The following is a 22,747-nucleotide window of genomic DNA, read 5'->3' as shown; positions in this document are numbered from 1 at the left end:
TTTTTCTCCTTAGCTGATTATCCGGCGCCGGTCGGATCGTAACTGCACAAAGGTTCGGGCGCCATATAGTCGCCGGTGGCCTCGTAGGCCCTGGCCCGGCAGCCGCCGCAAACCTTGCGGTAATGGCACTCACCGCACTTGCCCTTTAACTTGTCAAAGTCGCGCAAATCGTTAAAAACCTTGGAATTTTTCCAAACCTCGGCGAAACTCGCCTTGGTGATGTCCCCGCATTCCACAGCCAGAAAGCCGCAGGGCTGGACAATGCCCGTGTGGGAAATGAAGCAAAAGCCGGTTCCGGCCAGGCATCCGCGGGTGACGGCGTCCAGGCCGTGGGTCTGGAAGGTGACCGTCTCCCCGTCCTCCTTGGCGCGCTGGCGCAAAATCCGGTAATAATGGGGCGCGCAGGTGGCCTTTAGCTGAAGCGGGGTTTTATTGCGTTGATCGTAAAACCAGTTCAGGGTGGTTTCGTATTCTTCGGCGTTGATCTCCTGATCCAGGATGTATTTGCCCCGGCCCGTTGGCACGAGCAAGAATATGTGATGCGCCACGGCGCCCAGGTCCACGGCCAGTTGCTGGATTTCCTGAATCTGATCCAGGTTCTGCTGAGTAATGGTGGTGTTGATCTGAAAGTCGATGCCCGCGCGTTTGGCGCATTCAATGCCTTTGAGGGCGGCGTCAAAAGCGCCGTCCACGCCCCGGAACTTGTCATGGATTTCCTTGGTCGCGCCGTCCAGGCTGATGCTGATGCGGCTGATGCCGGCCTCAGCCATTTTTTGGGCGTTCTCGTCGTTGACCAGGGTTCCGTTGGGGGCCATGACCATTTTCAGGCCTTTTTCCGTGCCGTACTTGGCCACTTCAAAGATGTCGGGCCTAAGCAAAGGCTCGCCGCCAGTAAGGATTACGATGGGCTGGCCCACTTCGGCGATGCCGTCCAGCAGGTTAAAACAGGCCTGGGTGTCCAATTCTCCGGGGTAGGGGCCTTTTTCGGCAGCCGCCCGGCAATGGACGCAGGAAAGGTTGCAATTCCGGGTGATTTCCCAGGCCACCAAACGCGGGGGGCCGGGCATGCCGTCCTTGGCGGGTTGTCCGTGGCCGTGGGGATGGCCTTTTCCGTGGGGATGGTTCATCCTTTATTCAAAACCTCCGCTGCTTCCATGGCGAAATAAGTCAAAATCATATCGGCCCCGGCCCTTCTGATGGATGTAAGAGCCTCCATCATGGCCTTGGTTCCGTCCAGCCAGCCCATTTTTGCGGCGGCCTTGATCATGGAATACTCGCCGCTCACGTTGTACGCCGCGATGGGCAGATCTATCTCGCCGGCCACCTGGGAGATGACGTCCAGGTAAGGCAGGGCGGGCTTGACCATAATGATGTCCGCGCCTTCCTCCACGTCCATGGTCACTTCGCGAATGGCTTCCCGGATGTTGGCCGGGTCCATCTGATAGGTGCGGCGGTCTCCGAACTTGGGCGCGGAATGGGCGGCTTCGCGGAAAGGCCCGTAAAAGGAGGAGCAATACTTGGCCGCATAGCTCATGATGGGCGTTTCGTAAAAGCCTTCCTCGTCCAAAAGGCCGCGGATTTCCGCCACCCTGCCGTCCATCATGTCGGACGGGGCGACCATGTCGGCGCCGGCCTTCACATGGGAAAGGGCGGTCCGGGCCAGCAGGTCCAGGGAGGAGTCGTTGTCGATCACTCCTTTTTCCACCACGCCGCAATGGCCGTGGTCCGTGTACTGGCACAGGCAGACGTCCGTAATGACAACCAGTTCCGGAACCTTGTTCTTGATTTCCGACACGGCCTTTTGCACGATGCCGTTTTTGGCGTAGGCCTGGGTTCCCAGGGGGTCTTTTTTATCGGGAATGCCGAACACGATCACCGCCGGAATGCCCGCTTCAAAAGCCTGTTTGGAGGCTTTGACCATGTTGTCCACGGAGTAATGATACACCCCTGGCAGGGCGTCGATGGGCTCGGCCACGTTCTTGCCGGAAACGGCGAACAAAGGATAAATTAGGTTATCGGTTGTCAGGCGCGTTTCGCGCACCATGCGTCTGAGGCCTTCGCTGGCCCGCACCCTGCGTCCCCTGTAGTCGGGAAAAAGCATGATTTCTCCTTATGTTGTTTACGCAACTTCAATGCTGTTTGACGGCTTAAAGCCCGCCGGAGCAAATCAGGCGATGCCGATTTCCTCGTCCGTCAGGTAGCAGGCCGGGTCCGGCGCCCACACGTCGTCATGCACGGCTTCGGCGCGAACGCGGAAATTGCCTGCGCAGATGTTCAGCCACTTGCATTTTGCGCAACGTCCCGTAACGTATTCTTTTTTCTTTTTCAGCTTTTGTAGGAACTCATCCTCGGGATCGGTCCAGATTTGGGAGAACGGCTTTTCCAGCACGTTGCCGAAAGTATGATGCCGCCAGAATTGATCGGCGTGCACCTGGCCGTCCCAGCTTACGCAGCCGATGCCCCGGCCCGAGTTGTTGCCTTCGTTCATCTCAAGCAGTTCCAGAACCTCGGCGGCCCGCTTTTCGTCTTCCTTGAGCATACGCAGATACACGTAAGGCCCGTCCGCATGGTTGTCCACGGTCAGGACTTCGGTAGGCTTGCCCCTGTCGTGCAGGCTTTTGGTGCGATCCATGATGAGGTCCACCACCTGGCGGGTTTGATCCAGGGTCAGGTCTTCCTCCACCATTTTGGAGCCCCGGCCCGAATAGACCAGATGATAAAAGCATATCCTGGGAATTTGCCGTTCTTCCAGAAGGTCGAAAATTGCCGGGATTTCCAGGGCGTTGGCTTTGTTGATGGTAAACCTGAGCCCCACCTTGATGCCTGCGTTCCGGGCGTTTTCAATGCCTTCCAGGGCTTGTTTGAAAGCGCCTTTGACGCCCCGGAACTTATCGTGCACCGCTTCCATGCCGTCCAGGCTGACGCCCACATAGGAAAGGCCCACCGCTTTCAGGGTTTGGGCCATTTCCTTGGTAATCAGGGTGCCGTTGGTGGAGATGACCGCGCGCATGCCGTTTTGAACGGCAAAATCGGCCAGCTCGGGCAGGTCCTCCCGCATCAGGGGTTCGCCGCCGGAAAACAGCATCACCGGGCTGCCGAATTCGGCCAGGTCCTTAATAAGCTCCTTACCCTGTTCGGTGGTCATTTCCACGGGCGCCTTGCCGGCGGTTGCGTGGGCGTAACAGTGCACGCACTTCAAATTGCAACGGCGGGTGGCGTTCCAGACGACCACGGGTTTTTTATCAATGGAAAACTGAAGCAGATGGGAAGGCAGTTGGCCGCTGTGCCTTGCGTAGCGCAAAGTGTCCGAAGGCTCTACGGTCCCGCAATATAATTTGGAAATTCCTATCATGACGTATTGATTCTCCGCAAATTTATTGGCCGGCCGGAGCGGCCTGCGCCGTCCCGGCCGGTAAAATTATACAATAACTCACGAAAGGGTGACTTGCCAAGGGCAAAGATTGCCTTGCGCGGGGCTGTCAAACCGTTACCGCATTAGGAGGCGGGATCGGCTTCCCCAGGCTCCCCTGGCAGGGAGGGAGTTAGAGACCGCCTGATCAAATCAGCCAGGAAAGGCTCGGGATTGGCGATGGCGTCCCGGCCCAGCAGAAAATGGTCTCTGCCCGTCTTTTCCCTGGCCAGCTTAAGGCCGTGTTCAAAATCGGAAACCAGCCGCGGGAAGACCCCGTCCACCCCGTTTTTCCCCTGGCTGTAGTGATAAATCACATAATCCACGGCGTCCTCGTCCAGGGTGATGTTTATTCCCTGCTCCTGGAAAAAACGCAATTCCAGTTTTCTGGTGCGGTTATAATCCCTGGAAATCTGCTCCAAAACGCTCTTGATGTCCGTGGGGGAATGGCAATAAAAAGCCGCTATCAGATCAATCCGCGAGGGAGTCAGCTTCAGGCTGTACCGCTCCGACAGACTGGATTTGTTATTGCTGATATATTCGAAAACAGCGTTCTTTTCTTCGTTGGCCACCCGCCTGAAAAGCTCGGCCCATTTGGGATCGCCCCGCAGGGCAAGCCGTTCCTCCAGGGCTTTTTCCGGGTTCCGGACCACTTCTTCGGTCACGGAGAACTCCTTGATATCCGTGGAGGGCAGGCGCTTTTCAAAGACAAGCAGGGCGTTTTCAATGGCGCTGACCAAACCGCGGGCGCCCGTCCGCTGCTCGTATGCTTTTTGAGCCAGGGCTTTCAGGGCGTTGTCCGTAAACCGGATGTCTATGCCGTAAGCGCCGAAATCCAGCTTTTTGCCGATGATCAACGGATTGTTGGGGTTGCGTAAAATCGTATAAAGATCCTCGGCCGCCAGGGTTTCCAGGACCGTAATGACAGGAAGGCGGCCCACGAATTCGGACTCAAACCCATATTTAATAAGGTCTTCGGACTTCACGTGGCGGAGGTACTTGAAATCCTCCTTCTGGCTGGAGATCTTGGCCGAGAATCCCAGGCCTTTTTCGTTCATCCTTTTTTTGATGATCTCGCCCAGGTCTCCAAACGCGCCGCTCATGATGAACAGAATGTTCTTGGTGTTAATGCGGGACGCATCGCGCTGCCCGGTCCTGCGGAAGCGCTCCAATTCCTGAATCATGGAAACCGGATCGTGGGGGACTTTCAGTTCCACCTCGGTTTCCTCCATGGGCTTGAGCAAAGCCCTTTGCACGCCCGTGCGTGAGACGTCCGCGCCCATCATGTTGTGTGCAGCGGCGATTTTGTCGATCTCGTCTATATAAATGATGCCGTACTGGGCCAGTTCCACGTCGTCGTCGGCTTCCCGGACCAGGTCGCGGACCAGGTCCTCCACGTCGCCGCCCACGTATCCGGTCTCGGAAAACTTGGTGGCGTCGCCTTTGACGAAAGGCACCCCGATTTTTTTGGCGATGAGCTTGATCAAGTAAGTCTTGCCCACGCCGGTGGGGCCAAGCAGCAGCACGTTATTCTTTATGCTGCCAATAAGATCCGGGCCTTTTCTGTCCGATTCCATGGCCCGCCGCACCCTGTTGTAATGGGTGCAAATTTTGGTGGAGAGGACGGCCTTGGCCCTGTCCTGTTTGACAATATACTGATCCAGATAAGAGATTAATTCTTCAGGTTTGAGGTTGAAATTGAGCTTGGAGCCTTCCTTGGGGGGATCGTCCACGTCCTCGCCTTCGGTCTCCGGCAAGGCCAGGGGGGAAATTATTTTTACCTTATCCCCGAAACGCTGCGACAAAAAATCCGACAATTCGCGCTCCACATCTTCGGGTTGGGGTTGCTTTTCATTTTTGGTGCTCATGACGTCTCCGTTACTGCGGTGGTTGTAGACTTTTTTGCGGCGTCGCCGCTGTATTGAGTAAAACATAAGGGCTCTTGCGCCGGGCGCAAGGGGGAGGAGGCAAATCAAACATATTAACAATGGATTAGAACCCTTTTTAGCCTGATGCGCGCCGTGTATTTTCTTGCCGGATGAAAACAGGCGCCCTGCCTGATCAAGCGGCAATGACAGGCAAGTCCCCATATTTCCTCATGAGAAGCGCCCTTTCGTCAACAGGATCATTGCATGCCATGCTTTTTTCGGGTAATCTGCCCCGCACGGATAAAGGCCTTTATTTATGACGATCTTCAACAAATGGTATACAGGGCTGGCCTTGGCGCTGATAGGCGTCGCCGGCGTGCTTGCGGGAACCGCCGATTACGGCCCGGGCATGAGCCCGGACTCCACTTCGTATGTGGAGTGCGCCAGGCATTTGCTCGACGGCGAGGGATTTCAAACAGGCTGGGGCTTGTATGTCAGGTGGCCTCCTCTGTTCCCAATTTTTCTCGCAGGATTGGGGTTGTTGGGCTTGGACGTAATGGACGTCTCCCGCTTTTTTAACGCCGCCTGCTTTGGCCTGATTGTTTTCTTCGCCCATCGCCTGCTCGCCAGAGAGTTGAAGTTTCCGTACCTGGTTTTTACAGGGGCGGTGACGGTCCTCCTTTTTGAGCCTCTGCTAAAAAGCTCCATGATGGTCCTTTCCGAGCCCTTATACACCTTGTTAACCGTCTTTTTTGTCATGAGCATTCATGCTTATACAAAAACGCAGACATACAACCGGGCCGCCTGGGCGGGATTTGTTACAGGCATGGCCGCTCTGACCCGTTATTACGGGGTGTCGCTCATCCTGTGCGGCGGATTGATTATCTTTTTAAGGTCCCACGAACTGCGCTGGAAATCCGTGATGGGACGCGGCGGAGCATTCGGGCTGATCGCCTCGCTTCCTCTGGGGGCCTGGCTTCTTCGCAACTTTTTGCAGACCGGCAGCCTTGCGGGGCCGCGGGGAACCAACCCGTATGGCTTTGTGGAAATTATTGAATTTTTGTCCGGATCCCTTACCGGATTCATTATGCCCCAGGCTGTTCCGCCAACGCTTCGTTTGGTGATTTGCGCAGCGGCTTTGCTTGCGTTCCTGTTCTTTTTCAAACGGTTTTCCAACCCTGGGGAAATAGAATGGCCCCTGGCTAAAACCATGGCCATTACGATCCTGGTTTGCACAGGATTTTTGCTGTACAGCTACCTGACCACCTGGCTGGACCCCACTGCGGACCGATACTTGACGCCTGTGCAGTTTGCCGTGGTCTTTCTGGCCGTTTATTTCGTGGACAGCCTGACAGGCGCGGCGCCGCAAATCCATCAGGCGGGGAAGCTGGCCGCCCCGGTAGTATTGATTTTGTGCACCTTATGGATGGGAGGGCTGTCTTTGCATGTCATCTCCCGCTCCGGCGAGGTGATAGACAATCCGGAAAAAAACCTGGCATGGATGGAGGTTACGTCCAACATGCACCCCACGGCCTCCCTTTTAACGACCAAAGGCAACGCCTTGCTGGACCTGGGCGAATTTGCAAAGGCCGCAGAGTCTTTTGGGCAAGCTGCAAAGCTGAGCCGGGAGCCCGGCCCGGCCTGGATTAGGGCGGGCAAAGCCGCTATAAGAGCTGAAGACTACCTTATGGCGGCCCGCATGCTGAAAAACGCCAAAAGATTCGACCCGGTCGCCGGGGAAGCCGAAAAATTGCTTTCCCAGTTGCCTCCCGAGGTCCGTGAAAGGTTACAAGACCCTGTTTCCGGCCATGATAACCCTTGATTTTGCTCCGCATCTTTGAATACTATGATAAGTTCTTAATCCTATTGGCTGCACACTGAAAACAAAGAGGAACTATGTCCGGCTTAACTGCTTCAAGCGACGCCCCCGATTCCGCCCCCCAACTTTCGGCTTTAGGCCGTTTTTGCGCAGGGGCCATGGAAGCCCTTGTCCTTGTGATGGCGATGGCGGTCCCCCTTCATTTTAACGTGCTGTCCCAGCATATTTTTGAAAACCACAAATACGCCATGTTCAGGGCCGGAGCTTTCGTTCTGGCCGGCCTGTGGATGGTCTATATGGCGGACAGGGGAAAAGCCCGAAAGAGGACCCTGGGGGCTCCGAAAGGGCTGATGCGACCGGTCTTCTTGTACACCCTGGCTCTGATTCTTTCCTGCGTGTTTTCCATTGGCCACACCCTTAGTTTCTGGGGGGAAATTTTCAGGCATGAAGGCCTGATTTCACAATTATCCCTTATCGGCGTCTTTTTGGTCATCATCGCCTTTTTCAGGTCGCACCTTCAGGTGGAAAGGGTGGTCACGGTGCTGATCTTCACCAGCCTGCCCATTTCATTATACGCCCTGGCCCAGCACTACGGCCCGGACCCCATGCCCTGGAAAGGAAACGTGGGCGTCCGATGCGTGTCGACCCTTGGCAACGCGGTCTTCCTGGGGGCCTTTGAGGTGATGGTCTTTTTCCCGACCCTGGCGCGGATTTTCGCCAGCCTCCGGGAGGAGGAGGAATCCAACGCTGGTTTGTGGAAGGCTTCCATATACTCCATGATCGCCTCCCTGCAACTGCTTTCCACGTTTCACTCAAAAAGCCGCGGTCCGATTCTGGGCCTTATGGCCGGGTTGATCTTTTTCGCCGTTATCTGGGCGCGGACCTTAAGGGGGCCGGGAATCAAAGTCTGGGCGAACAACGTCTTAAAGCTGGCGTCCTGCCTTTTGGTGGGCGTGGGCGTGGGCATGTTTATAGCCCTTATGATGAAATTTCTGGCCGACAAAAGCGCTGTGTTCGCGGCAACGTACATGATCTGGCCGGTTGCGGCGGTCATAGGCTGCGCAGGGTTGTTTTTCAGCGCCGGAAAAAGTAAGTCGTCCTTAATCAATCCGGCCATTCTCTGTATTTTATTGGCCTTGGGAGTCGGCTTTTGCTCCCATGGCATTCACTTTGTCACTCTGGAGCACCCTCAGATTGCGCGGGACAACGAAGAGCCGGAGCCGGAGGAAAGCAACGTCTGGCAAACGGTGCGCCGGCAAGGCTCCATGGAAACCCGTGTGGCCGTCTGGGAAGGCTACATCGACATTTTCTTTTCGTTCCAACCCCTGTTAGAGGTTTCCTCCATAGAAAACCGGGAGGCGAAAAAAATTCCTTTCGGCTATTTGCGGCCTGTTTTCGGGTTTGGGCAGGAAACTGTGGGAACCGCCTTTCGCCAACGCTACCCGTTGCGTCTGCTTAAAAAGCTGCCGCCCTCCGAAACCGCGGACAGAGCGCATAACGATATGATGAGCCGCCTGGCCGCCACGGGCCTATTCGGCCTGGCCGCTTATTTATGGCTGCTGGGCGCGATTATGGTTCACGGGTTGTCCGCCGCCGGATATTCCATGGTGAAAAAACAGCGGCGGAAGTTCGCCTTGTTTTTTGTTTCAGGCGGCGTGCTCGGGACCACGATTTTTCTGTTTTTCGGGTACGATCTGCTTGTTTTGCTCGCCAAAATGCTTGGAATGGTAGGCGGCCACATCGCCAGGCTGGAATCGGAGACCGCTTACGCCTGCGTAGGCGCCCACGTGGGGGTCCTGGCCGGGGTGTTGGCGTATTGCGCTTTTACCAAAGGGCGCGCAAGTAAAAAACCGGACATGGCCAACCCTGTGGCCTGGACCGCCGTCGGCCTGTTTTGCGCCCTGGTTTCCCACATTACGGAAATCGCCGTGTCCTTCCCCTTTTCCTCCACGGCCATGTTGTTCTGGACTTTTTCCGGACTGATGGTCGCTATCGCGGTGCACCGGCTAAGCGTGCGGAAGCCGTTGGCGTCTGCGGAGGAGCCGGCGCCTCAGTTGAAAAGCGGCAAAGGGCGGCAAAGCAGCCAGGAGCCCAAGCCCGCCGCCGCGCCCAGAAATATGCTGGTGCTTGCCATTTTATGCGGGGTGGTCATCTCGCTCATAGCCTATTCGTTTTTGGGGCACCAATGGTCCATCGTCCAGCAAACCCGTTCAGGCCCCGTGCTTAAAATGCCGGAATTCGACGCAGTGCCCGGCATGGGCCTGCTGCGTTCGGTCAAGACCAATCCCATTGAGTACAACGAACAAAAAAGCATGGTATTCGGCGGGCTGATGATTTTGCCGCTGATCGTGTTTTTCGTTCTGATTTTTTGCGGGAGCCGGGAGAATCCCGAAAAGCTCAAGTGGGGCGAATGGCCGCCCTTGCTCATTGGAGCGGGCGGGCTAACGGCGTTTTCCGCCATTCTGGTCATCATACTCCATTCTTCCAGCCTGATGAAGGGCGTCATTCCCCTGACTGAAGATCCCGGCCGGGTTCTCCAGGAAGTGGTCAACCAAACCCACTGGGTGGCGTCGCGCATCTGGATTCAGTATTTGTGGATGCTGGGCGTCGCCTTTATTCTGGGCTGGCTGTTGATGCAGAAAAGGGATGAGGACGCCCCCAAGGTCCTGGTTCCGCCTCGCGCCATTGTCGCCGCCTTGGCCGTCACTATCATTACATCGGCGGCTGTCGTGTACGTTTGCGTAAGGCCCGTCATCGCCGACGTATATACCGCCCGCGCCCAGCAATGGGGGTCCGGCGGCGCATCTCCGCCCCTGAACACGAAAATGGGCTCGGAGCGATTTCTGCGTTTAATCGGCGTGGCGCACTCCCTTGGCGCCGTCAAGGAGGCCTCATTCCTGACATCCAACCACACGGATCTGGCCTCCGACGCAGCGATGCTGGCGCAGCACACCCCAACCACGGGGTCTTTTTTCAAGGACAGCGAGCCTGATTTCGATTCCTTGAAGATCTGGGAGTTGCCCGAACTCAATCGGGAGGAGGTCCGGGAAATGGGCAAATGGGCGCTGACCAATTGCTTTTCCATTAATCCCAGCGACCCGCAAAACGCCATGAACCTTGCAAGGCTTTACGCTCAATGGGCGCATCCGGATAAAACCAGAAAGCTGGACCCGGATAAAGCGGCATTGGCGGCGGATTGGTACAATTTGGCCAGAAGCATGGCCTCCACCAATTCCTATTATGAAACGGAAATCGCTCGTTTTTATTATCAAACCATGCGCGACCTGGACAGCGCCAGGGAATACCTGGAACACTCGCTGGAACTGGATGACAGAAAACTGCCCACGTATCTGCTTATGGCCGACGTCCGCATGAACCAATTGGCGAAAACGTGCGGCCCCGCCCTAAGAAGCGCCATGACGCTCCATCAGGGCAGAGACATCCAGCCCTCGCCCGAGTGCCAAAAGGGGTTGGACGAGGTGGCGGCCCTCATGGAAAAGGCGTTGACGGTCCGCCCGGACAGCGCCGAGGGATTAATCAAGCTGGCCGGGGTTTTCATCAACGCCCGCAAGCCCAAAAAAGCCGTGGAGGCCCTGGAAAAAGGCTTTTTGGTCGAGCCCATGAACGCGGACTTTATGAAGCAGCTCGTCTTTATTTGCAAAAAGGAAAATGACATTTCCCTGGGTCAGGACCTTTTTGATAAGATAGAAAAGGAGCATCCCAGGAAAAAGGCTGCGATCCTGGCCTCCGCGGCGTTTTATCTGCAAACGGATCAGCGGGAAAAGGTTGTTCCGACCATTGAAAGGGCCTTGGACGCAGGAGACCCCGGCCCCAATATGTGGCGCGAGGCAGCCAAGCTGTACGGCATTATGGGGGATTTTGAAAAAGCCGCCGAATGCATTGAAGAGGCCTTGAAAAAGCAACGGCGCAAGGCCATGAACTGGATGGTGGCAGCCGGGGTTTACGAACAACTGAAAGATTACAAGAAAGCGGCCTATGCTCTGGAAAGAAGCGCCCACCTGACGCGCAACAAGCAATACGCCATTTCGCTTTTCATGCGTTCCGCGGAAATGTGGAAGCAGGCCGGCGTACCGGCCCGGGCAAGGGACGTTGAAAGACTTGTGGAAAACATCAAAAAGCGGCCTGACGATTCCTGATCTTCAAGAGCGCGCCCCTGGAGAACCAACATGCGGATATTATATCTAAGCCAGTATTTCCCGCCTGAAAACGGGGCCACCCAGGTCAGGTCCTTTGAAATGGCCCGCCGCCTGGTCCAGCAAGGGCACGAAGTAACGGTCATCGCTAATGTACCCAATCATCCGGAGGGAATCATCCACCCGGAGTTCAAAAACGTCTGGTACAAAAAGGACGAATTGGAAGGCATTGACGTCCGGTACGTAAAGGTCGCCGCTTTTCGGGAAAAGAGCTTTAAAAAACGCATCATCTTTTACCTGAGCTATATGTTCACGGCCGCCCTGGCCGGGCTTTTAATGCGCCGGAAAAAGTACGATTGCATATACGCCACTTCGCCGCCTTTGTTCGTGGGCGGAGCCGCCATATTTCTCAAATGGGTCAAAAAAATTCCCATGTATTTTGAGGTGCGCGATCCATGGCCCCAGGCTGCGGTGGAGTTGGGCCTTGTCCAGTCAGGCATGGCGATCAAAATGGCCACCTTGCTGGAGGAGGCCTGCTACCGCAACGCGGAAAAAATCGTGGTGGTCACGGAGACGGTCCGGGACATGCTTCTCCAACGCAATGTGCCGCCGGAAAAGATGATCGTCATTCCCAACGGGGCCACGGTGGAAAGTTTTTACTGGACCCGGGAGGGTAGGGACGAGGTCCGGAAAAATCTTGGCATGGAGGACAGCTTTATTGTGCTGCACGCCGGCAATATGGGCGTCGCCCAGGATCTGCACACCATTTTGAACGCCGCCAAATTGATGGAGGACGAACCCCGGTATCAATTCCTCATGGTAGGGACCGGACCGGTCGAGAAGGAATTGCGGGACCGGGCCAGGGAGCTTAAATTAAAAAACCTGCATTTTCTGGGATATAAGCCCAGGCGAGAAATGCCTCCCATCTTCTCAGCGTGCGATGCCGCTGCAGTGACATCAAAGGCCCTGGATGTGTTCAAAAGTATGAAACCGGTAAAAATGTACGACTCCTGGGCTTGCCAAGTCCCCGTTTTACTGGGTATGGAAGGGGAGTCCAAGGACCTTGTGCAGGCCGTCAACGGCGGAGTGTGCTATACGCCGGAAAACCCGGAAGACATGGTCCGGGCAATCAGGGAAATGGACGCCCTGGGCTTCGAAACCCGCAGAGACATGGGTGAAAAACTCAGGCAGTATGTGATAGACAACTATTCCCGGGCGTCTCAGGCCCGGGTATTGGAGCAGGTGCTTTTAGGCCGCCTGCCATAGGAAAAAGCCCTTCCGGCCGAAGCTTATCCGGTTGGAATTCAAATTCATCATTGGGAGACTACTCATGAAAAAAGCAGTCATCGTAAGTACAGCGCGCACCCCGTTGGGCGGATTCAACGGAAGCCTCGCCAATATCGGCGCTACGGACCTGGGCGCAATCGTTATAGAAGAAGCCGTCAAAAGAGCCAAGATCGACAAGGAAGCGGTCAACGAAGTCATTATGGGCCAGGTGCTTCCTTTGGGATACGGCCAGAACCCGGCCAAGCAAGCGGCCGTCAAAGCCGGCCTGCCGTGGGCCGCCGAGTGCTTTACCATTAATAAGGTTTGCGGCTCCGCACTCAAGGCGGTCATGCTGGCCGCTCAGGCCATCGTTCTGGGCGACGCCGACGTGGTGGTTGCGGGCGGCATGGAAAACATGAGCGCCGCCCCCTACTACCTGCCCAAAGCCCGGTTCGGATACCGCATGGGCCCCGGCAAGCTGGAAGACAGCATGATCCACGACGGTTTATGGGACATCGTAAACGACTTCCACATGGGCGTTTCCAACGAATTGTGCTCGGAAAAATACAAAGTCACCCGCGAGGATCAGGACAAATACGCCGCGGAAACCTACCGCAGGGCCATGGAAAGCATCAAGTCCGGCCGATTCAAGGACGAAATCGTTCCCGTGTCCATTCCCCAGCGCAAAGGCGATCCCAAAATTTTCGATACGGACGAATGCCCGCAGGAAACGTCTTTTGAAATCCTGTCAAAAATGAAGCCCGCCTTTCAAAAGGACGGAGTGGGCACCGCGGGCAACGCCTCCATCATCAGCGACGGCGCCGCGGCCGTGGTGGTTATGTCCGAAGAAAAAGCCAAGGAGCTTGGCTGCGAAATCATGGCGGAAATCGGCGCCCAGGCTTCTTACGGAATCGACATGAAGTACGTGCTGGTGGCCCCCATCTGGGCCGTGCCCAAGGCTTTGGACAAGGAAGGCATCAAGATGGAGGACGTGGACCTGTTCGAGATTAACGAAGCATTCTCCGGCTCCACGGTCTGCGTCATGAAGGAACTGGGCCTGGACCCGGAAAAAACCAACGTGAACGGCGGCAGCGTGGCTCTGGGCCATCCCATCGGCGCCAGCGGCTGCCGGGTTTTGATCACTCTGATTCACGAAATGATCAAACGCGACAGCAAAACCGGCTGCGCCTCCCTGTGCCTGGGCGGCGGCGAAGCTGTTGCCCTGGTGGTCAAAAGATAGCCTTTGTTGCTGAGTTATTTTTTGGGCGGGAGCTTTCTCCCGCCCTTTTTTTGATCCCGCCATTGATGCTGCGGCTAAGATTGGAATCCGCCCAGCATCAATGCGCAACTTCAGTTAGTCAAATAGTCAAAGACGTCCCCAGAAATCACACAGCATCAATGCGCAACTTCAGTTAGTCAAATAGTCAAAGACGTCCCCAGAAATCAAGACGTCCCCAGAAACAAAGACGTCCCCAGAAACACAAATAGTCAAAGACGTCCCCAGAAACACACTTTTTTTGATCCCGCCATTGATGCTGCGGCTAAGATTGGAATCCGCCCAGCATCAATGCGCAACTTCAGTTAGTCAAATAGTCAAAGACGTCCCCAGAAATCACACAGCATCAATGCGCAACTTCAGTTAGTCAAATAGTCAAAGACGTCCCCAGAAATCAAGACGTCCCCAGAAATCAAGAAGAAGAAGCTGGGCTGACAATTACCACTTAGCCTGAAAAAATATCCGCCCGGAAAGGGCGCCTGTCAGATTAGATGCTAGCTACTACAGTTTATTTCTATCCCTGTTTGGGGGACATCCCAAGAATTATCCACCTATTTGCCGCGGGACAAGTATGCTTTTATCCGGCGTTCCAGGTTGACCTTCAGGTTTTGATAAAACAGCGCGTAATCATAGTTGTGATAGACGCCCGGGCCAAAGGGCATGCTGGTTAGTTTGGCGGCGTCCCTGGGGTTTACCACCAGCCCGCCCTCAACGGCCTGAGCGCCAGTGAAACCGGGCTCCATGCTCGTTTTGCCATTGTCGGCGAAGATGGCCGCGCCCAGGTTTTGATCAGCCGCTATGGCCGCGCCGCCCAAATTCCAACTGAGCGGGTTGACCACCACCGCGCCTGGAAGAATTGTGGGGGCTGCTTTCTGCTTTCCGGCGGCCACGCAGTTATAGGTGATAATGCAGCCTGTGTCTCGGTCTGAAGCGCATAACTGCAAATAAGGGTGACTTTCAAGGTCTTGCCTGGTGATGGACCAGCCGATTATATAGGCCGCCACCAGCTTGCTTTTCAGATCGGGGTCATTGAGCCGTTTTTTTATGAGCTTTGACAATTGATCCGACCCCTGGCTATGCCCGGCCAGAATAAAAGGCCTGCCCTGGTTGAGGTCTTTCAGATAATAGTCAAAAGCCTTCTCAATGTCCTTATAACCTATGTCCAGATATTTCTCCTGATCCTGCACGGACATTTTCAGCACCGCCATTTGAACCTGGCGGTACATGGGGGCGAAAATATTGGCCGACTCCGCGAAAACCGAGGCTTGGGTTGTGAGGGTGCGCATGGCCGCTTGACGCATTTGGGGGTCGTCAATGGCCGCCACTAAGGGCTTGCCCTGATAGACCGTAGGGTAGACCCAAAAAACGTCCACCTCTTTATCGGGGGCGCCGGCTAACGCCAGCCAGTTCTGCTTTTGGGAATAATCAGGAGAGGGATCTTCCGCCAGGGCGGGCGGCGCAAAGAACGGGCCCAGCAAAAGGAAGACGGTAAGAATAAGGAAGAATTTGTTTTTTCTGGAACTTTTCATAGTGATGGAAAATACCTCGCTTTCAGTAGATTGAAAATGTATTGTTTAAAAATCAATTAGCTCAAATTATGCGTCATTCGCTGCGATTCTCCAGTTTTCAATGCATCGGAAAGATGCTGGTGAATCTTGAGTTTCATTTCGGCGGCGCCCGGAAGCCTTGCAATCAGGTAGGAGACCATATACACCTCGGCAGCAAACTGCGCTGCCTGGGCCGCCCAAAGACAAGGCCAGGGACGTTGGATTCCCGACAGTGACATTCGGGTATGACATACCTATCTACGCCCTAGGCGAAGCGCATTTGATAGGTTTTTGCCCTCTTTTTTCAAGAAGAGGGCCACCGGAGGCAATTTTTTAAGTAGTGCGCGGAGCGCCATTCAAAAGTTTTTTGCGGAGCTTTTTTACAAAAAAGCGACTCGCCGAAGGCATGCAGTTTAGTAGTTCGCGCCGGAGGCATTTTTTTAAAAAAATATTCTCCCGCCCCTTTTTTTTATTCAATCAGGGGCTTGAGCATATAGACGACGTCGCTCTCCCGGGAAGGATAGGGGGTCATGAGGCTTTCGGCATGCAAATCCTCGGCGGAAACGCCGTGCATCATGGCCGTTCTCAGCAGGTTCAGCAGCCCGGAGGCGTTATCCGACAGAATGTGAGCGCCAAGGATCATATTGTTTTCGTCCACCAAAATCTTGTAAGCGGCGTGCTTCATGCCCACGCGTCTGTAGGTTGGCCAGGCGATATTCTTGCCGAAGCTCTTGTAATATTTTAGGCCCTCCTTTTTGAGGGCGTCTTCGGTCTTGCCCACCATGCCGTATTGGGGATAGGTGAACAACAAAAAAGGTACGGTGTCGTAAACCATGGCCTGGGCTTTGCCGGCGCCCTGCTCGGCCGCAATGTTGTTTGCGCAGACGGCGGCTTCCTTGTCCGCCACCCTGGCCAGTTGGATGCTTGCGGCGCAATCGCCCACGGCGAAGATCCTGGGGTTGGAAGTCCGCATGGATGGGTTCACCTTGATTCCCCTGCGTTCGTATTCCACCCCGGCTATTTCCAGGTCCAGCCCCGATATATCGGGGCTGCGGCCCGCGCCGTGAACCACCAGGTCGGCTTCAAAATCCCCCTGGTTTTCCGTAATCACCTTAAATCCGCCGCCCTGCTTGACGATGGAGGTAATTTTCACGCCGGTCCGGATGTCAATGCCAGCGTCCCGGGAGGCTTCCGTCAGAAGTTCCACCATTTCCGAATCAAAGGGGCCCAAAGGCCTTGGCCCGGCTTCCAAAATTGTAACCGTTCCGTCTTTCGGCCCCAGGCTGGCGCAAAAGTGGGCGCATTCAAAGGATATAAAGCCGCCGCCCACAAAGAGGATTTTCTCAGGCAGTTCTTTCAGATCCAGAAAATCCGTGCTGGTGATCATGTTCTCCGCCCCGTCAATGGGCAGGGGCATGGGCTCGGCGCCCGAGGCTATAATGAACCACTTGGCGTGGACGGTTCCTCCGTTCACCACCAGGGTTTCCTTGTCCTGAAACCTGGCTTCTCCGGGGATGAAGTCGATGTCCACCCCTTGCAGGCTGTTCACGGCGCCTTCCGGAATTTTGGATGTAAAGGCGTTTTTTTGGGTGAGGACGTCCTTCCACGACCATTCGGGAGGCTGCGTGATTCCCAGGCCTTGCAGATGTTTTGCTTTGGAAACCGCCTCGGCGGTCTCGTAGAACCATTTTTTCGCCTGACAGCCGAACAGGGCGCAGGTTCCTCCGGGCGTGGGACTTTTTTCAATCACAGCGACTTTAAAGCCTTGTTCTTCCAACGCATAGGCCGCCGTTTGTCCTGCCGTCCCCGATCCTATGACCACCACATCGTATGATTTCATAACTTCCTCCCGCCCTAATGAATCCTAAGCCCGCTGACAGTTTGGGAATTGCTGGAATTTCGCCCGTCTCAAAGACTTGCGCAAGGCCTAAAAAAGTAGTAGGTTCCCAAATGTTTTTCACGAGCCAACTTACCTAATCAGTGTAACAGGAGGAGAATATGGACGTCAAAACTTTCGGTGTTGTAGGATCGGGCCAGATGGGCAACGGCATCGCCCAGGTAGCCGCAACAAGCGGCCTGAATGTAATCATGAGCGATATCTCCCTGGATTTCGCCAAGAAAGGCCTTGCAAATATTGAAAAAATCCTTTCCAAGAACGTGGAAAAGGGCAAAATTTCCGCTGAAGACAAGGACGCCATCCTGGGCAGGGTCGCCATTACGGAAGATCTTAAGGACATGGCCAAAGCTGACTTTGTGGTGGAAGCCGCCACGGAGCGTGAAGATCTCAAGTTTAAGATCTTCCAGGATCTGGACGAAATCTGCGGCCCGGACGCCATCCTATCCACCAACACGTCTTCCATTCCCATAGGCCGGATAGCCGCTCAGACCAAAAGGCCGGAAAAAGTCATCGGCATGCATTTCATGAATCCCGTGCCGGTCATGAAGCTGGTGGAAGTCATCCGCGGCATCGCCACTTCGGACGAAACCTTTAAGCTGACCTGGGATTTGAGCGAAAAGTTCGGCAAGACTCCCGCCGAAGCCGCCGACTACCCCGGATTCATCGCCAACCGCATTCTGCTGCCCATGATCAACGAAGCAGTGTACTGCCTGTATCACGGCGTCGGAACCCGCGAGGACATCGACACGGTCATGAAGCTCGGCATGAACCATCCCATGGGTCCTCTGGCCCTGGCCGACCTTATCGGCCTGGACACCTGCCTGGCCATCATGGAAACTCTGTACGAAGGGTTTAAGGACTCCAAGTACCGCCCCTGCCCGCTTCTGAGAAAATACGTGGAAGCCGGCTGGCTTGGCAGAAAAACCAAAAAAGGCTTCTACGACTATTAAACGTCTTTCCAGGGAGAGCCTGCCGGCCTTAAGCAGGCTCTCCTTTTTGCTCTCCCTTCCGCCTTGCCTAAAAATTTACTCGTTATAATGTTCGCAAAGGAGGCTTTTATGAAAAAGATGCTCCATATCAGCGATCTACACATCGGGCACAAAACTTCAAAATGGACGAATAGGGCGAGATGCAACAGTTTAGCCGACTGGATGGTCATGCATTTCGACGAAGGCGATGATTATGTTGTTATCATCACCGGCGACCTGGTTGATTCCGCGCACAAATTGGACAAGCACGGAGTTCCAATCCATTATGGCAAAGTGGAGCCTATCCTTGAAAAATTGAGAGACCACTTTCATAAGGTCCTGGTCGTTCCCGGCAACCATGATTACCGGTCAAAAACGCCCGATGGCGAAACGTATCCTTCAGGAAGGCTTCATGCCCTCTTTCAGAAATCTTTCATGGAAGGCCGGGATGGGCCGCTTTGGGTGGAGGCCTGCGTTGACGGCATGACTTTCATAGGCGTCAATTCCATGCAGGCGAGGTTGGATGTCCTGGAGGGAGGCGCAGCCGAGGGTGAAATCGGAACAGGCCAGTTGGAAAACTTAAAGGCTGAACTGGACGCAGCGGCAGACCGCAACGAAAAGGTTGCCGTGTATTTGCATCATCATCCCATGGGGCCGGACGGCACGCCTCTGGAATTAAGGGATGCAAAGGAATTCAAGGAGTGCATCAGGGCGTATAATAACGTCCAGGCGGTTCTTTTTGGGCACAACCATTTGATCACGCCTGATCTGTCATTTGACAGATGGGCGGGGAGCAAGGAGTTAGGCGTTCCCTTTGTGTTTGACGCCGGATCGGCCTCATTAAAAAACAAATGGATCTTCGCCAAAGGGTATTGCATTGAAATGGATCCGGAAACCAACAAGTACAGAGGCTTCAGGATCAAATATCAAAAGGAGCAAGCGGTTCTTACCCAAGGCAAATGGATGACTGTTTCCATGAGTTGATAGCCATACAGCCCTAAGCGGGTTAGAAATTATTCAGCCCTTAAAATGCACAAGGGGAAAGCCTCCCCCCACGGCGGCTTTCCCCCTGTCTTTCCCCCTACTTACACCCTCCATTTTCCGGGTTTCCCCGAAAAACCTGTTTAGCCTTTTTTCTTTCCCTGGCCCCAATCCACGTAGGATTCCACGCGATCTTCCATGGCGTCCTTGTAATGGGCGTTTTCAATGCTCAGGGTGACGGCCCCGTTGGGGCAGTAGCGCGTACACCTGCCGCAGGCCCTGCAGGCGTCGCTGTGAACCGCTATGCCGTCTTTAATGCTGATGGCGTCGAAGATGCATGTTTCCACGCATGTTCCGCATCCCTGGCACACCTCGGGATTGACCGTAATCTTCACTCCTTCCAGAGGAACCATCATTTCGTTGATCTGCTCTCCTGCATGGCGGTAATAGCCCATCATGCAGCAGCAATGGCAGCAGAAGCATACGGAAAGAAGTTCATCCCGGTCGGGAATTAAAAAGGCGAAATTATCCACACGCACCTTGCCGGCCATGGGCACCAAGCCATCGGCCACGGCCTTTTCAACGTGCTCGTGAGCTTCTTCCTTGCTGATTTCCTTGCTGATCTGGGGCGGCATGCCAAGCGCGCTTCTGCCCATGAACATGCAGCCGATATCGTGGGTATGGTTTTCGCAATCCTGGGCGTTTCGGCACAGGCACTTGTTCATGCGAACGATGTGGCTGGCTTTGTCGATGAAATCATGCACCACCTGGGGCGGATATATTTCATTCACCGCCTGACCCATCTCCTGGTTGATGTCCACCTTGATGGGCAGGTAGGTGCAGCTGTTCTTTTTTCCGCTGGTCCAGGGATGAAGTTTTTTAAGCAGGGGAACCCGCCCCACGTAATAAGAAAACTCAAGGCCTTTCATCCCCGGCCTCATAAGCCAACGGCGCGTTACTATGCTGGAAACCACGCCGGTTCTTATATTATTCAGGATGCCCATATTTCCTCCGGTATTTCGCCTTGCTTGCAAATCGATGCGTTGGGGCGCTTCCATGCGCCTTTTAGTCCAATGAGTATTGCCGCAGCCGGCTATGAAGCGCGCGCTCCCTTGCCGGGTTTGTTTCGATTATCCAGGTAATCAAGGAACGCGGCCTCGGAGCTGTATTTCGGCTCCCACCCCGTGGCCTTGCGGAATTTGTCCGTGTTCATGTGGATGGAATATTCCGAAAGGCTGACCCAGCCCTGGCTCACCGTCTCCAGGTGCAGGGTGAAAGCCACGTTGGCCAAAACCTTCATCACCGGAGTAGGCAGGTCGAACAGGCGGACGCCCGCCTGCTTGAAAGCCCAGCGCGCCGGAATGCCGTCGCTGGCCGCTACATTGTAAATGCCCTGGAGATTCTTTTTGTAGGCGAGGTATAAGGCGTCTCCCAGATCCTGTTCGTGGATCAACTGCAAATGGGGATGCCTTCCCATCATGAATCCGTAAACCTTTCGGGACCAGAAATCCGAAAACATGTTGTTGATGTTCGGCCCCACCCCCAGGCCCACCCTTAAGACCACCAGCTTGACCTCGGGATGGTCCTGGAAATAGTCGGTCACAAAATTCTCCACCTGGACCTTGCCGTAGGAGTAGTAGCTGTCCTTGTTGCCCCGGAGCGGCTTGTCTTCCGTAATGCTCAGGTGATTGTCCGGATGCGCGCCGTAGGCCGTGGCGCTGGACGTGTAAATGACCTTCTTGACGCGGTTTTTCACGCAGGCCGAAAACACGTTCTTGGAGCCGTTGATGTTGATGTCCCACGCTTCCTTTTTGTTCCGCAGCTCCCCCACAATGAATGCCATGTGGTAAACCGTGTGCACCCCTTGCAAGACCTTGTCCAGATTGGGGCTGCGAATGTCCGCCCGGACATGCTCCAGCTTGGGGTGGCTTTTCCGTTGCGGGGTTACGTCAATGCCTATGATCCTGTCCACGGTTTCATCGGCGGCCAGTTTCGGGATTACGGTTTGTGCGAAATAGCTGTTGACGCCCGTAATTGCGACTGTTTTGCCCATGTTCCCTCCTTTGCGCCCTTTTTATTTCTAACGCTTGTTATATTTAAGGGCGCAAGGCATGGCCCCTTTAGGAGCCATGCTATTTTAACTTACCGGTATTCTAATAGTTCTTTTCCAGCAGTTGCGTTTTCTTGGATGCGCGTTCCAGGGTGTTGGGTTCCAGCCATTCAATGGCGGGACGGATTTTAAGCAGACTGTGCATTTTTTCGTTCACGCGTTTTTCCAGGTCCGGCAGATCATCCTTGCGGACTTCCGCGGAATGCTCCACCCGCAGTTTGAGGGGCGGCACCACTCTGGGGGGCGGTTCGTCCAGCACGATGCGGAAGGAGCCGGTGAGTTCTTCGGGGAAGGAGTGAATCACCCCTTCGATGGCGGCCGGGTAGACGGGCACGCCTTTGACTTTCAGCATGTCGTCGGAGCGGCCCACGACTTTATAGCGGAAGCCGGACCTGCCGCAGGGGCAGGGCTCGGTGAACACCTGGTGGATGTCTCCCAAGGTGAAGCGCATGTCGAACCACACGGCGCCCTGAGGGTTGAGGGAGGTGCCGACCATAATTCCCTGGGCGCCGTGCTCCATGGGAATGGCGTCGCCGGTTTCCGGGTCCACCAGTTCGTAATAGGCCATGTCGTCGGCCAGCCAGTGCATGCCCTGGTAGATCGGGTGTTCGCAGGAGCAGCCGTAACCTGCGCCCGCGTCAAAGACCTGGGCGCCGTATTCCTTTTCCAGGCGCTGGCGCACTTCGGGAATGCCCGCTCCGGGCTCGGCGCCCAGAATCAGGGTTTTAATGCCCAGATTCTTGATGGGTATATTCAGCACTTCCGGGCATCTTTCAATCAGATGCAAGGCCAGAGACGGAGTGCCGGTGAACACGTTAACGCCGAAGAGCTGGATGAACTGCAGGATTTTTTCCGTTCCGGCCTCGGCTCCGATGGGAACCATGGTCACGCCGGGAAAATCGTAATACCACAGAACCTGGGGCGTTCCGGCCGCATGCATGGACAGGCCGAAGCACAGGCCGATGCGGTCTCCGGGCCTGACGCCCATGCGCCAGGCGGCGCGGCACATGATTTCCCTGCCGTCCACGATGCCCGGCTTGAAATTGGGATAGGGCGTGGGAATGCCGGTGGTGCCTGATGTGGTGGTCAGCAGATACAGGTCATCCATCCTTTTTTGGCCGAACAAGTGGGTCATGAGCTTGTTCATGTCCAGGCCCACTTCCTCGATGATCCCGCGGACTTCCGGCTGTCCTGCGGGCGGGATGGCTTTGGCGAAATCTTCAAAGCTGTTGATGTCTTGGGGCTTCACGCCGGCTTTGTCAAAGCGGGCGCGGTTAAAGGGCGTGTTTTCGTATTGCCATTTCAGGGCGTCCTTGAGTTTTGCAAGCTGCAACTCCTTGATTTCAGGCGTGTTGAGCTTGCTCTCAATGTCCATGTTCCAGTACTGCCGGTCCTGATTTTCCATGTTACCCCCCTGCTAAACCGAACAATTTTAATTAAAATCATCTACAA

General features: G+C 55.1%; 15 protein-coding genes. 6 read left to right on the top strand and 9 right to left on the bottom strand.

The genetic code is table 11. The features are described from left to right. Positions 1 to 17: 17 nt before the first annotated feature. The 4 genes from ahbD to BUE18_RS03985 form a co-directional block, all read right to left on the bottom strand. The gene (gene ahbD / locus BUE18_RS04000) at positions 18 to 1,127 is read right to left on the bottom strand and encodes a heme b synthase (RefSeq protein WP_073473072.1); all 1,110 of its coding nucleotides are present in this window, start codon (positions 1,125 to 1,127) and stop codon (positions 18 to 20) included. Next, on the bottom strand, positions 1,124 to 2,101 hold the full coding sequence (gene hemB / locus BUE18_RS03995; protein ID WP_073473070.1) for a porphobilinogen synthase: 978 nt from the start codon (positions 2,099 to 2,101) through the stop codon (positions 1,124 to 1,126). The genes ahbD and hemB overlap by 4 nt, the downstream gene beginning before the upstream one ends. 66 nt (positions 2,102 to 2,167) lie before the next feature. Then, on the bottom strand, positions 2,168 to 3,352 hold the full coding sequence (gene ahbC / locus BUE18_RS03990; protein ID WP_073473068.1) for a 12,18-didecarboxysiroheme deacetylase: 1,185 nt from the start codon (positions 3,350 to 3,352) through the stop codon (positions 2,168 to 2,170). A gap of 143 nt (positions 3,353 to 3,495) precedes the next feature. Further along, complete coding sequence (locus tag BUE18_RS03985; protein ID WP_073473066.1) at positions 3,496 to 5,277, bottom strand: AAA family ATPase; 1,782 nt, start codon at positions 5,275 to 5,277, stop codon at positions 3,496 to 3,498. A gap of 316 nt (positions 5,278 to 5,593) precedes the next feature. Between BUE18_RS03985 and BUE18_RS03980 the strand changes: the two genes are divergently transcribed. The 4 genes from BUE18_RS03980 to BUE18_RS03965 all read left to right on the top strand — a co-directional run bounded on the left by BUE18_RS03980 (position 5,594) and on the right by BUE18_RS03965 (position 13,756). Next, positions 5,594 to 7,099: a hypothetical protein gene (locus BUE18_RS03980; RefSeq protein WP_073473064.1), complete on the top strand. Its 1,506-nt coding sequence runs from the start codon at positions 5,594 to 5,596 to the stop codon at positions 7,097 to 7,099. 74 nt (positions 7,100 to 7,173) lie between these two features. Further along, positions 7,174 to 11,253 (top strand): O-antigen ligase family protein, encoded by a 4,080-nt coding sequence (locus tag BUE18_RS03975; protein WP_073473063.1) that lies wholly within the window; start codon positions 7,174 to 7,176, stop codon positions 11,251 to 11,253. Between the two features lie 30 nt (positions 11,254 to 11,283). Further along, positions 11,284 to 12,516, top strand: a complete 1,233-nt coding sequence (locus BUE18_RS03970; protein ID WP_073473061.1) for a glycosyltransferase family 4 protein — start codon at positions 11,284 to 11,286, stop codon at positions 12,514 to 12,516. Positions 12,517 to 12,580: 64 nt separating this feature from the next. After that, complete coding sequence (locus BUE18_RS03965; protein ID WP_073473059.1) at positions 12,581 to 13,756, top strand: acetyl-CoA C-acetyltransferase; 1,176 nt, start codon at positions 12,581 to 12,583, stop codon at positions 13,754 to 13,756. 587 nt (positions 13,757 to 14,343) lie between these two features. Here BUE18_RS03965 and BUE18_RS03960 read toward each other — a convergent pair. Next, positions 14,344 to 15,321, bottom strand: a complete 978-nt coding sequence (locus BUE18_RS03960; protein WP_073473057.1) for a DUF3089 domain-containing protein — start codon at positions 15,319 to 15,321, stop codon at positions 14,344 to 14,346. A gap of 487 nt (positions 15,322 to 15,808) precedes the next feature. Further along, the gene (locus BUE18_RS03955) at positions 15,809 to 17,179 is read right to left on the bottom strand and encodes a dihydrolipoyl dehydrogenase family protein (protein WP_073473055.1); all 1,371 of its coding nucleotides are present in this window, start codon (positions 17,177 to 17,179) and stop codon (positions 15,809 to 15,811) included. 158 nt (positions 17,180 to 17,337) lie between these two features. Here BUE18_RS03955 and BUE18_RS03950 point away from each other — a divergent pair, with 158 nt between their 5' ends. Both BUE18_RS03950 and BUE18_RS03945 read left to right on the top strand, forming a co-directional pair. Next, a complete protein-coding gene (locus BUE18_RS03950) occupies positions 17,338 to 18,186 on the top strand; it encodes a 3-hydroxybutyryl-CoA dehydrogenase (protein WP_073473054.1) in 849 nt (282 codons plus the stop codon). 108 nt (positions 18,187 to 18,294) lie between these two features. After that, on the top strand, positions 18,295 to 19,188 hold the full coding sequence (locus BUE18_RS03945) for a metallophosphoesterase family protein (RefSeq protein ID WP_073473052.1): 894 nt from the start codon (positions 18,295 to 18,297) through the stop codon (positions 19,186 to 19,188). Positions 19,189 to 19,328: 140 nt separating this feature from the next. Here the strand turns inward: BUE18_RS03945 and BUE18_RS03940 are convergent, their stop codons facing one another. The 3 genes from BUE18_RS03940 to BUE18_RS03930 form a co-directional block, all read right to left on the bottom strand. Beyond that, a complete protein-coding gene (locus BUE18_RS03940; protein WP_073473051.1) occupies positions 19,329 to 20,189 on the bottom strand; it encodes a 4Fe-4S binding protein in 861 nt (286 codons plus the stop codon). A gap of 89 nt (positions 20,190 to 20,278) precedes the next feature. After that, positions 20,279 to 21,238 (bottom strand): NAD-dependent epimerase/dehydratase family protein, encoded by a 960-nt coding sequence (locus BUE18_RS03935; protein WP_073473049.1) that lies wholly within the window; start codon positions 21,236 to 21,238, stop codon positions 20,279 to 20,281. A 100-nt stretch (positions 21,239 to 21,338) separates the two neighbouring features. Further along, a complete protein-coding gene (locus tag BUE18_RS03930; protein ID WP_073473047.1) occupies positions 21,339 to 22,700 on the bottom strand; it encodes a phenylacetate--CoA ligase family protein in 1,362 nt (453 codons plus the stop codon). Between the last annotated feature and the right edge of the window lie 47 nt (positions 22,701 to 22,747).

The sequence above is a fragment of the Desulfatibacillum alkenivorans DSM 16219 genome (assembly GCF_900142135.1).
In the GTDB taxonomy this organism is placed as follows: domain Bacteria; phylum Desulfobacterota; class Desulfobacteria; order Desulfobacterales; family Desulfatibacillaceae; genus Desulfatibacillum; species Desulfatibacillum alkenivorans.
The sequence above is the reverse complement of the archived record's forward strand: the minus strand, read 5'-3'. Positions and strand labels throughout refer to the sequence as shown.